Genomic DNA, 11951 nt, shown 5'->3' with positions numbered 1-11951 from the left:
AGCAACTCACACTGCCTTTTTTCGCCGCTGCCACAGCAGCAGCAGAATTAAGATCAATGGCATAATATAAGAGAATCCAATCTGGAAATAACCCAGGATCAGTATCCACTCTCGAATTGTATCCAAGACGGTTGGTATGTAGGATATCAGCAATGCTGCCAGAATGATCACAAAGTATTGAACATTCAATTTGATTTTCGGGAAGATTCTCCGAGTACTTTCACCGGCTGCCCAGAAATAAAGCACAAGGGTAATGAGGGTTGTGAACAAGAAAAAGCCGTAGAAGAGATTCTCGATTCGTTCCATGAATGGAAGCTTGATATATGCCAGCAGATCCAAAGACGGGAACATCATGACCTTCAGCATGTCGTAGCCAACAACGCCAAACGAAACGAGTCCCAGGATAATGTAGGATACTGAACGCAATAGATGACCATGTATAACCGCTCTGAACAATCGGGTCTTCTTATCAGTATAGGGAAACAGAAGCAAGCAGAGCTCATACCCCATATATGCCAGATAAATTTGGAAGAAACCTTCTGTCATGTTATAGCTTTCTTTAAAAATATAAGGCGTCAATCTCTCGGTTCTGAAATCTCCAACAAAGTAAAGGAGAAGAAAACTGAGCCAAATGGTGCACCAGAAGAAAATGGTTGATGCTTTGGAGATATTATATAACCCCTTAGTCAGCAGAATAAAAGCAAGGATATCAATCGCAATCTTGAACACCATCGGATTGGTTGTCGGAAACGCGAACATCTGGAATATAAGCACATATTGCTTGGCGACCAGGCAGCCGATCAATGCCCATATTGTGCTGAGAATCATATAGAAGGGGGCTAAAATGAACTTCGGTATGCTTTTCTCCAATATATCGAAGATTGACTGCCCATTCCCAAGCCGATATACCCAATACATTTCATAGATGTTCAAACTCACCAGGATGGAAACGGGAATCATAACAAGCCAGCCGTTCGTGCCAAAATACTTGGCTTCGATTTGCGTAAAGCTGAAAACATAGACACCCGTTTGAATCATATAGATGAGGATCGCTGTATGAAATTGAGATAATTTTTCGTTCATATGTCCTCACCTTTTCATTTTTAATTTGACCTTATTATTCGCTTTAACTTGGGTTGGCCGCTTGACGAGCTTGGAAAAAGGGAGCCTCAGAAATACATCCTTCCAGTCATAGGGCTCAAATGGGGCAACGGGTGTCAGATAGGAGGAGCCAAGACTCGTCAAACCGCTTAAGTGAATGACAATATACGCCAAACCCATGGCTAATCCCAAATTTCCCCATAAACCGGCCATAATTATAAGCCCAAAGCGGAACAAACGGAAGGCAGCACTCATGACATAATTGGGAATGACAAAGGAAGCGATAGCTGAAGATGCAACAGAGATGATCAGAATGTTGCTGGTTAGTCCTGCTTGTACTGCCGCCTGTCCGATGACGATACCACCAACGATGCCAATGGTCTGACCGATTTTAGTAGGCAGCCGTGCCCCCGCTTCACGCAGCAGCTCAATGGTCATCTCCATTAGCAGCGCCTCAATGATTGGGGGAAAAGGCACCTTGCTTCTCGACTCCGTTAAAGTCAAGAGCAGATTCTGGGGAACCATCTCATAATGAAACGATGTAACCGCGACGTAAAGGGCCGTCAAGGTCACGGTTATGATCAAAGCCGCAAATCTCAAGAACAATGTTGCCGTACCTATACTCCACCTCTGGTAATAATCATCCGAAGAGGAGAAGAATTCAAAAAAGTTGACTGGTGCACTGAAGGCTGTTGGACTCCCATCCATAATACCCACAATTCGACCTGACACCAGCTTGGAGGCTATCGTATCCGGCCGCTCTGTAGTTAGAAACTGAGCAAAAATCGAATAGGGGTCATCGTCGATGCATTGAATCAGCATATTGGTATCATGGACGGCGTCAATCTCAATATTCTTGATTCGATTAATGACTTCTTTTATATATTTTTCGTTGGCGATGTCCTCTACGTAAAGAATATAGACACTAGTTTTTGTCACCTCGCCTACGGATAATTGTATGACTTTGAGATGAGAGCTCTGGACTCTTTTTCTGATTAAGGACAGATTGGTGTATGCCTGTTCCGTAAAAGCCTCGTGCGGTCCAACGATGATGGATTCTGTTTCGGATTCAGCCACCGTCCGGGATACCGGAAATATGACATCGATGAGGTATGCTTGTTCTTGACAAAAGATAGCGGCCATACCGCTTAGAATGCCTTCCACACATTTCTTTGCATTCGTTACTCGAACATATTTTGATTGTTCCGATAGAATGTCCACCGGCGACTCGGCATTTAGCAAAGGAGGGAGAACATCACGTTCCAATCGATCCTCATTCACTAAATGACTGAAATATAGAACATCCAGATGTTCACTCTGATACGTTTTGTGAATAAAGTCAGCCGAATCATCGAATTGATCTAGAATATGCTGCAGCGTGACCGGTTCTCCTCCTGTTAAATTCGCCTCCTGTTGATTGTCTGGAAGGGTTGGGGGGGTATCCGATTGCTCATCGTTAACTAAAAAGATAGATTGTAACTTTTGTTTGATCCCCACGAGTCCTTCACCTCCGATTGCTGGATAGTCTGTCACAGTGTGTGTATTTTCTCCGATAATTATCCAACCTCTCCCAAGCGCTCGCGAATAGGAAGTGTTGGTGCGGGAATGTTAGGCACAGGGATCAGACTGTCCTGATAGACAAGCCAATAAGAGGAGGAGTCACATGCTGGGCTGCGTTTTTTTAGCGGGATTATTAACGATCGGATGGAATCCGGGACCTTCCCCCACATTTCATGTGCTGTTATTCGGTCAGCAGGAACTTGAGGACAATGCGAATTCCTTAATTGACGTTGTCAATCAGAAAGAACCGGCTTACGCCACATGGGGAGGTTTAGCTATAGAGCAGACAAAGAGACAGTACAATGCGGATGTGATTGATTATCTATTTATGGGGCGGAGTACCATATCTAGCGTATTGGCTGAGGAAAAATTCAAATTATGGCTGAAGAAGGGATCACAAGAGTTCGGTGTTTATGCGACTGTTGCCTACCATCCCATAAAGAATCAATTTCTATCGATACGTTTCGAGGAGTTCTAACTGAATATGAGCTTTTTACCAGGAAAAACAAGATAATCGGAAAAAAATACCATTATTTTTGCCCGAAGTCTTGTTTTCCTGCTGTTCAGACGCTTGCATATGGTGTACCATATTTGGTGAAACTTGCCTCCGATATTCAACATTATGCGCTAGTACTTCGCGTTCAGGAGTGATTTTTGTGCCATTTATCGTGCTTAAGCTCCTATTTGTTCCGTTGATATTGATATTCATCATGATATCTTCGATGATTCTGGGATACCATACATCGGTTTTGGCCTTGCTGGTCAGCGCGATTTTATTATGTTTGTCCGTCATCTTTGATCGAAAGTATGAGTGGCTGCGGTATGTTCAGATTTTTTTACTTGGTGTATTTCACTATGTCAGCCAATTGAATTGGTGTATTTTGTTGTATTACTTTCTGATTATTAATCTCATACATAAGAAAAAGCGGTTCAGGGAAATGCTGCCACTCTGTCTCCTTATCATCCTTCAGTATTCTCTTATCCGCTTAACTTACATGCCCTTTACCAAGTATCAAATTATGGTCGTTGCTTTTGATTTCTTATCAACTCTTGTGATTGTAATCTCATTTTACTTTGTGAGTTTTCTTGAATCCGAGAAGAAGAAGCTATATAAACAAAATGATTATCTAACATTTCATGACCCTTTAACGGGATTGCTGAATTACGACGGCTATTTGCATAAAATGCAGCAACTCATTGAAGCGAACCAACCCTTTCAGTTGGTGCTCATGGATATCAACAACTTCAAATCATTAAACGCCATGAATATTACGACCGCCAATGAAATTCTCATCAGCTTTTCTCGTGCCTTGCGCGAGTTGTTCCTGAAGGATATGCTGGCTGCATCCCGGTACGCAGGAGATCGCTTCGCCGTATTGCTGCCTGTGGATGTGGAGGTCGACAGCAGCAAGTTCAATTTTGATCATATTGGTATACAGCTAACTTACAGCATTACATGCTATCCACAGGAAGCGATGACATATCAAGAGATGATCACCACCGCAGAAGAGCGAATCTTTCAGATGCGCCGGAATTCCTGGATGAAGGGTCAGGAAGAAATGCTCCGCACGGAGAAAATGAAGATGGTCGGGGAATTGGCTGCCGGCATGGCCCATGAGATACGAAATCCTCTTACATCCATTAAAGGTTTCATTCAGCTTTCGAAGAATCAGGGCTATAACATTAAGCCGTGGTATGAGGTCATTATGGGGGAAATCACAAGGGTCGGTGAGCTGACAGCAGAATTTTTGCATTTCTCCAAGCCCCATGCCAGCAATATGAAGAAGGAATCCTTAACGGATTGCGTGGTAAGCGTCTATTCTTTGTGTAAATCGGAGGCAGCCTCTTATGGTCATTTGTTTAAAATTGAGTTAAGTGATATGCCGGTGGATATTTTTATGGATCGCGACAAAATTATCCAGGTCCTAATCAATCTTATACGTAATTCCTTCCAAGCCATGGAATCTACCGGCACAGTACAAATCACCTTAAGCATGGAAGAACATATGGCAGTAATACAAGTTGCGGATACCGGAAAAGGGATTGCTGATGAAGACTTGACCAAAATTTTTGATCCTTTTTATACAACCAAAGAAGAAGGAACGGGGCTTGGACTTTCCTTATGCCAGAAAATCGTGGAGGATCATGAAGGGAAGATATCCGTCCACAGCGAGCTTGGTATCGGGACGACGTTTACCTTGCGATTTCCACTTGCTTAGAAATTATGGATGGCATTATCGCCGTTTTTATCCTATGATAGGATAGTTATTGAGCAGTCCGGGCAGGATTGCTCCTATCTTATATGCATGCATCTTGGTGTTGCAAAAGGAAAGGAAGTAGCAAATAGTATGTCAATTTCCACTAATGAAGCAGGCTCAACCTTAGTGTTAACACGTAGTAAAAGGATGCGATTTGCCTTGATTCTCGGCTCGCTATCGGCTTTTGGCCCACTATCGGTTGATATGTATTTACCTGCGCTTCCCAAACTTTCCGAAAGTTTGGGCTCGACAGCGTCACTCGCCCAGTTGAGTTTGACCGCTTTCTTATTGGGTCTTGCATTGGGTCAGCTTGTAGCAGGACCGCTGAGCGATATTCGAGGAAGAAAGGGACCTCTTATCATATCATTGATGATCTATTCGATCACTTCTTTGCTCTGTGCATTTGCTCCCAGCATTTGGATCTTGATTACACTCCGATTTATTCAGGGAGCGAGCGGTGCAGCCGGTATTGTCATTTCCAGGGCGGTTGTTCGGGATTTATACACCGGTACGGAATTGACCAAATTCTTCACATTGCTCATGCTAATCAATGGTTTAGCACCGATTATCGCGCCCGTATTTGGCGCTTTTATTCTGAACTTCGTATCTTGGCGGGGCGTGTTTGTTGTACTGTTTGTGATTGGGCTGCTTATGCTGCTCGCGGTATGGTTTGGTCTCCCTGAAACTCTAAACCGGGAGAAGCGAGCCAGCGGAGGCATCCAGCAAACCTTCCGTACCTTCGGTACGCTGGTTCGAGATCGCGTATTCATCGGTTATGCTCTCTCCCAAGCATTCGTATCAGCCGGCATGTTCGCGTATATCTCGGGTTCGCCATTCGTATTACAGGATATTTATGGTGTCTCTCCTCAGATGTACAGTCTGTTCTTTGCTGTGAACGGCATTGGTATCGTACTCTTTTCGCAAATTACAGGAAGACTGGCCTCACGCACTGGTGAAACCCAGCTGCTGAAGGCCGGTCTCCTCATTGCTGTATTTGGCGGAACCTCGCTGTTCGCCATTACTTGGCTCGGGGGCGGATTAATGCTTATTGCACCGATGTTATTCCTGATAGTTTCCGCTGTCGGTATGGTTAGTGCAACAACGACCTCTCTGGCGATGCAGAAGCAGGCAGCGCATACTTCAGGCAGTGCGTCTGCGCTTCTGGGATTGCTGCCCTTATTGCTGGGGGCAGCGGCAAGTCCTCTTGTAGGGCTTGGAGATGGAACTACCGCAACGCCGATGGGAACGGTTATCGGGATTGCTGAATGGCTTGCAGTGTGTGCCTTCTTGTTCCTCGTTGTGCCTCGCAGCCGTAATACAAAGTCGAATATATCGATGTAATCGGTAAATCTGATTCATGGTCTTAAATAGAAGTCCGCGCCATCTTGACGCGGGCTTCTTTTTTTCTTGTGAATGATCAGATTTGAATGAATTGAGGTCATTGCAATCATAATACCAAAGAGAAGAACAGCTGCATCGAAGCATTCGAGCAGATTAAAAGCAGGATAAACACAGAGATAAGCAGGTGAGGCAACTTGAAATGGATGTCAGTTATAGCACTATCGCTTCTGCTCCTGAGAGGGAATGAACCAGAGAATCATGATTTAACGATTACGCAGGACGGGAAGGTTATGGGAAGTATCAATCGAAGCGAGCATGCACTTGTAGTTTTTCCATTGCTGGATATGGAGAAATATGATCAGTGGGTGGACATACTTGATCGGAAAACTTACCGGGAAGCCCAAAACGCTAAAATTGGCAGCAGCAATCAAATTGTTTCAGGACAGAATGGCAGCCGGCTAGATCGACGCAAGCTGATGGAGCAATACTATTCGTATTGGTTTAGTGCTGGCGCGAGGTCCATCGAAGTACCAAGTTATCCTATTTATCCGAAAGTAGATGCCGAGCTTCTTGCCTCCCTGCGAGTGAAACCGATCGGTTACTATGTCACCTATTTTAATTCGAACAATAGCAATCGTTCCCACAATATTGCATTAGCCGCCAAAGCCATTGACAGTGCTGTTGTTTTCCCGGGAGAAACATTCTCGTTTAATCAAGTGGTTGGCATGAGAACAATGGACAGAGGATATAAACGGGCAGGCGTGATTGTGAGAGGTGAGTTGTCTGAGGGTGTAGGCGGAGGGATCTGTCAGGTGTCTTCTACGTTGTATAATGCCATTGATCGGGCTGGACTGAAGATTGTAAAGCGGTATTCCCATAGTCGAAACGTGCCTTATGTACTGCCAGGACGAGATGCCACCGTGAGCTGGGGGGGACCTGATTTTGTATTTGAAAATATTTATAACCAACCTGTTCTCATCCGGGCCTTCGGGAGTGGGGGAAGAATGACCGTTTCCATATATTCGTCGGAGCTCATCGAGTATAAACCGCGGAATGTACCAAGCATTTCCAACCATTTGCCAGAGGAAATCCGTGATGACACCAAGCATAATCCGGTTAATGGGCATTAGTCTCTGCTGTGAATAGTTGTTGCGAATACCAGTGGACGAGCCGACTTATACCACTGCATGCAGAGCCAGAATACCAGAATTAAATCGATGGCATCGCCTCCATAATACATTAGCATGCTGCCAAGTCTTCCTTGTTCAGCAGGGACGCTTACTGGCGGATAGGCGTAGATATGTTTAGACAGCATTCCATGCCCGGCCATGGCAAAAATCAGGATAACCGCCCGAACCCGATAACTGTAGCGGTGCGGGGTCACATCAACGTAGATTAGTGATACGGTAAAAAAATATCCGGCTGCAAATATATGAATGTGAATCAATATATGCCATAAAGGATTGTGATGCATTAACATATATAACCCGGTTGTATAGAGGACCCATAAGCCTCCGATATTCAACACAGATGCTGTCGCTGGATGCATGAGGGTACGGATCGCCTGGTTCTTCAGCCCATTCGTGATTCGTCTGGAGACAGCCACAGGAAGCGTTCTGAGCAGCAGGGTCATAGGAGCAGAGAACGCAATAAGCAGCGGGCCCAGCATCCCAAGCAGCAAATGTCCTACCATATGAGCGGTGAAATTCGTGTGAGCTAGCCGTGCTAATGGTCCTGATAGAGACAAACCAATACATGCTGCTCCTGCTAACCAGCAAATATAACGATGGGTTGGCCATGTTCGATAATTACGATTGGATAGTAAAGCAGCTGCTATATAGATAAAGATCATTATAAAAATGAATAGACCAACGATCCAATCGATAAGGAGCCAATCCACCGAATAATTAGGCATCTCTGACACGAAACTCATCGTCTGTTTACTCATTATGACTTACTGCCTTTGGTCATAGATACGTGTGTTTGAGTGCGGACTATGAGAATAATGCCAACGATAATCATGATTGCGGCGATCACATTCCAGATCCAATCATAGGGACGAATATCCACGTTATAACGAATCTGATGCAATCGCATCCATTTATGCTGGATAATGCCGTCATACAATTGGAATACACCGCCTCCTAGTAGAACCCCACCGACCCACCGCTTTGGCCAAAATGCATGCCTGCGGTGCACATCAGCGAGCATAAAAGATGAGCCGATGGTCGCGAACCAACTTAAAGCATGAAATAAGCCATCGGAGACAAGACCGATATCGCTTGTGGCTTTGTCATAGAAATGGTGCCAGTGCAGCAATTGGTGAAACACCGCCTCGTCGATAAAACCGACCAGTCCCAAACCGAATAAAACGCCGGATCCCAGATTACGAGCTGAGAATCTCGCACGCTGCATGGCATGATCCGCTCTTTTTTCTTTCTTCATACACTTCATTCCTCTTCACAGTTATAGTGTTTAGCTTGCCCATTTTTTCCATAACCATAACGGCTATATAAAGTGTAAACATATTAAATATTATGTTAACCAACAGAAAAATATATGAAAATGGAAATCAAGCTTTGGGAAAAGATAAAGGCGAATCCATCGAGTGGATTCGCCTCAAGAATATGGTATAGGGTAATAGGATAGGATTCTTAAGTCATCCGTTCCGGATGAAGGCGCAGGGGAATTTCCTTTACGCCCCTCACAATCATACCAGGTCTCCATTCAAGCTGATCGATATCCGACTGAAGCTCGAAATGCGGATAACGTCTGAGTAATGTATTGATTGCGATCTCACCCTCCAGCCTGGCGAGCGGTGCCCCAAGGCAGAGATGAATCCCTTTGCCGAAGGCTAAATGTTGGCTCTTCTCTCGAGAGATATCGAATATCTCCGGATTCTCGAATTGGGCGGCATCCCGATTGGCAGAATTCAAGGCAATGACAACCAGGTCCCCTTTTTTCATGTCAACGCCATGGAATTCCATGTCTTCCGCTGCCCAGCGGGACGTGCTGAATTCCACGGGTCCGTTATATCGCAGCATTTCCTCGATAGCACCGTGAATGAGTTCGGGCTGCTCCTGCAATAGCTTGCGCTGATCTGGATGCTCCAAAAGCGTGATGACACCATTGCCGATCAGATTCACGGTCGTTTCATGACCTGCGATGATCATTAATGTAACGACGCCGTATAGTTCTTGCTCGGATAATCGATCACCTTGATCCTCGGCAATGACCAGTTGACTGATCATATCGTCGCCGGGATTCTCGCGAACCTTGGCAAACCAATTCTTCAAATAAGCTATAAACTCATTCATATGACGGCCAACTTGCTCATCCATTACCCGATTAGAAGCGCCGATGATGGAGTTTGACCATACTCGGAACATATCCTGATCCTCCGTCGGTACACCAAGAATTTCACTAATGACGATAATGGGCAGCTTGAAGGCATACTCGTCAATAAGATTAATGGTGTCCTTGGATGAGGCCGCGTCCAGAAGACTGTCAGCAATTTCCTGAATATGATCCCGCATATCCGCAATTCTCTGCGGTGTAAAGCCCCTCTGTACCAAACCGCGCAGACGTTTATGATCCGGAGGATCGGAGAACAGCATATTGGTACTGAATACGCTGGTGTGTTCCTCACCGAAAGCCTTTGCGACATTTTTAATAAAACGACCATCTTTAAGAGCAGCCATGGCATCGTCGTAGTTACTTATCAGCCAGCCGAATCGCCCATCCGGAAACTGCAGGTTGAGAATGGGCTCGCTTTGCCTTAGTTTCTCGTAAACAGGGTATGGATTATGTGTAAATTCCTTCGTAAACAACTTGTTTTTCAGAGATTCGTTCGCATGCATTGGATATGGTCTCCTCTCGAAAAAGATAGGTTCTTATCCAGTATAAGGGATCAAGAGGAGCATGACCAAATCTCGGTGTTTCCCAATTTCGACTACCAGACGCTGGCGGTTGGGTTTGCTATTGAAGTGTTTACTGTTTAAAATAAGATATAACGTGGATAATCATTATCCGCTTTTATAGAATAGAATGAAACTGATTTGGGATTCCTTATGTCTCTCTATTATTGAGGTGTTAATCGTGCACATGAAAACCGGCGTGGAGCAGTCGGTGTATGCTCTGCTGCTGCTGAATATGCTTCCGGGTAAAGCAGTGCTGCCTGGTGAAGCCATAAGCCAGCAGCTCGGAACATCGGCAACTTATTTTCAAAAATTGTTGAGGAAACTGGTAACCGCCAACCTGATTACGTCTGTTCCCGGTATGAAGGGTGGGTTCAGGTTAAAACAGAAGGCTGAGCATATCCGAGTATATGATGTGTATCTCGCAGTGGAAGGACAGCAATCCCTATACTCATCCCACGGTATCCTCACGGACATGCTGGAATTGGAGAGAGAGGAGAGCTGCTGCCTGCTAACCGATTTGATGGAAGAGGCTGAGTCCTCCTGGAAAGAGGTATTGAAGCGAGAGACTATTGCTTCGTTATCAGAAGAAATGCGCAGCGAACCATTTAAGGACAAAATAGTCGCTTTAGAGGAATGGATCAGCAAGAGAATGGTCATCTGACCGAAGAAGGGATGGAATTGCATGAGATTAAGCGTATTGGATCAGGCACCTGTAACTAGCGGTAACACGGCGGAAGGCGCCTTGCATAAAGCCGAAGAGCTGGCGATTCTCGCAGATGAACTGGGTTATAGCAGAATGTGGATGGCCGAGCATCATGGTGGTCATACGTTTGCCAGCTCCGCCCCCGAAGTGACAGCTGCACGGCTTGCCGCAAGAACTCAGCGAATTCGTATCGGCACCGGCGGAGTTATGATGATGCATTATTCTCCTCTTAAACTGGCGGAAGTGTTTAAAACCTTAAGTGCGTTTACTCCTGGTAGGATTGATTTCGGCGTAGGCCGAGCACCCGGCGGTGATACAAGCGCCATGTATGCATTGTCGGAAGGTCGGCAGCTGATGCTTCATAACATGTATGATAAGCTTGCGGTTACCATGCAGCTTCTGTGCGATGAGATACCGGATGATGAACTGTATGCCAAGAACGCTGCTGCTCCAACGGGTGTCCCCCTGCCTGAAGTATGGCTGCTTGGGTCCAGCGGCAACAGTGCGCTGCAAGCGGCTCAGATGGGCGTCGGCTATTCCTTTGCACAATTCTTTAATGGGGCGATGAGCAATGACATATTGGATCAATACCGTAATAACTTCAAGCCATCCAAATTCATGGAGAAGCCGGAGATTAATGTATCCTATATGGTAACGACAGCCGAAACGAAGGAAGAGGCCGAGTATGAAGCGCTCCCGCAGGATATTTTTCGGTTGATGATGAGCAAGGGCCGCATTACGCAAGTGCTGACACCAGAAGAAGCACAGGCTGTATCCCTAAATGAGATCGATCGGATGGCCATTCAGGAAGGTCGCAAGATCCATCTTGTCGGCGCGGTTAAAGATATTGCGTCACGTTTGCAAGAAGAGCAAGCACATTATGGATTCCACGAGGCGATGATATGCAGTATTCCGCATTCACAAGAGAAAAGACTGGAGGTCTACCGTCTGCTCGCTCGCGAACTGCTGTAATAGAAGGACATGAAAGGACTGAAATGTACCCCGTGTAAAGAACAATTGAAAAAAGGTTAGGCACTCTGAAGAAGATGGTTTCTGTACTGTACAGGA

At 45.4% G+C, this 11951-nt stretch carries 11 protein-coding genes; 6 read left to right on the top strand and 5 right to left on the bottom strand.

What is annotated here, in order from left to right; genetic code table 11:
• Positions 1-6: 6 nt before the first annotated feature.
• Positions 7-1083, bottom strand: a complete 1077-nt coding sequence (locus tag AM231_RS10990) for a GerAB/ArcD/ProY family transporter (RefSeq protein ID WP_054402645.1) — start codon at positions 1081-1083, stop codon at positions 7-9.
• Between the two features lie 6 nt (positions 1084-1089).
• Entirely contained in the window at positions 1090-2634 is a 1545-nt protein-coding gene (locus tag AM231_RS10985) for a spore germination protein (protein ID WP_242615120.1), read from the bottom strand.
• 130 nt (positions 2635-2764) lie between these two features.
• Between AM231_RS10985 and AM231_RS10980 the strand changes: the two genes are divergently transcribed.
• The 4 genes from AM231_RS10980 (at position 2765) to AM231_RS10965 (ending at position 7390) form a co-directional block, all read left to right on the top strand.
• Complete coding sequence (locus AM231_RS10980; RefSeq protein WP_054402644.1) at positions 2765-3139, top strand: DUF3889 domain-containing protein; 375 nt, start codon at positions 2765-2767, stop codon at positions 3137-3139.
• A 178-nt stretch (positions 3140-3317) separates the two neighbouring features.
• Complete coding sequence (locus AM231_RS10975; RefSeq protein ID WP_054402643.1) at positions 3318-4880, top strand: ATP-binding protein; 1563 nt, start codon at positions 3318-3320, stop codon at positions 4878-4880.
• 129 nt (positions 4881-5009) lie between these two features.
• Positions 5010-6260: a multidrug effflux MFS transporter gene (locus AM231_RS10970; RefSeq protein ID WP_054402642.1), complete on the top strand. Its 1251-nt coding sequence runs from the start codon at positions 5010-5012 to the stop codon at positions 6258-6260.
• A gap of 194 nt (positions 6261-6454) precedes the next feature.
• Positions 6455-7390 (top strand): VanW family protein, encoded by a 936-nt coding sequence (locus AM231_RS10965; RefSeq protein WP_054402641.1) that lies wholly within the window; start codon positions 6455-6457, stop codon positions 7388-7390.
• Here AM231_RS10965 and AM231_RS10960 read toward each other — a convergent pair.
• The 3 genes from AM231_RS10960 to AM231_RS10950 form a co-directional block, all read right to left on the bottom strand.
• Complete coding sequence (locus AM231_RS10960) at positions 7387-8193, bottom strand: cytochrome c oxidase assembly protein (RefSeq protein WP_242615119.1); 807 nt, start codon at positions 8191-8193, stop codon at positions 7387-7389. The genes AM231_RS10965 and AM231_RS10960 overlap by 4 nt on opposite strands.
• 14 nt (positions 8194-8207) lie before the next feature.
• Complete coding sequence (locus AM231_RS10955; protein ID WP_082341600.1) at positions 8208-8705, bottom strand: DUF2243 domain-containing protein; 498 nt, start codon at positions 8703-8705, stop codon at positions 8208-8210.
• Between the two features lie 209 nt (positions 8706-8914).
• Positions 8915-10120, bottom strand: a complete 1206-nt coding sequence (locus tag AM231_RS10950; protein ID WP_054402639.1) for a cytochrome P450 family protein — start codon at positions 10118-10120, stop codon at positions 8915-8917.
• Positions 10121-10358: 238 nt separating this feature from the next.
• On the opposite strand from AM231_RS10950, the gene AM231_RS10945 reads away from it, so the two are divergent.
• Together AM231_RS10945 and AM231_RS10940 are read left to right on the top strand one after the other, a co-directional pair.
• Complete coding sequence (locus tag AM231_RS10945; protein ID WP_054402638.1) at positions 10359-10841, top strand: RrF2 family transcriptional regulator; 483 nt, start codon at positions 10359-10361, stop codon at positions 10839-10841.
• A 21-nt stretch (positions 10842-10862) separates the two neighbouring features.
• Positions 10863-11855, top strand: a complete 993-nt coding sequence (locus AM231_RS10940; RefSeq protein WP_054402637.1) for an MsnO8 family LLM class oxidoreductase — start codon at positions 10863-10865, stop codon at positions 11853-11855.
• Positions 11856-11951: the final 96 nt, after the last annotated feature.

The sequence above is a fragment of the Paenibacillus solani genome, from assembly GCF_001277345.1.
In the GTDB taxonomy this organism is placed as follows: Bacteria; Bacillota; Bacilli; order Paenibacillales; family Paenibacillaceae; genus Paenibacillus_AQ; species Paenibacillus_AQ solani.
Note: the sequence above shows the minus strand (reverse complement) of the source record. Positions and strands in the feature narration are given on the sequence as shown.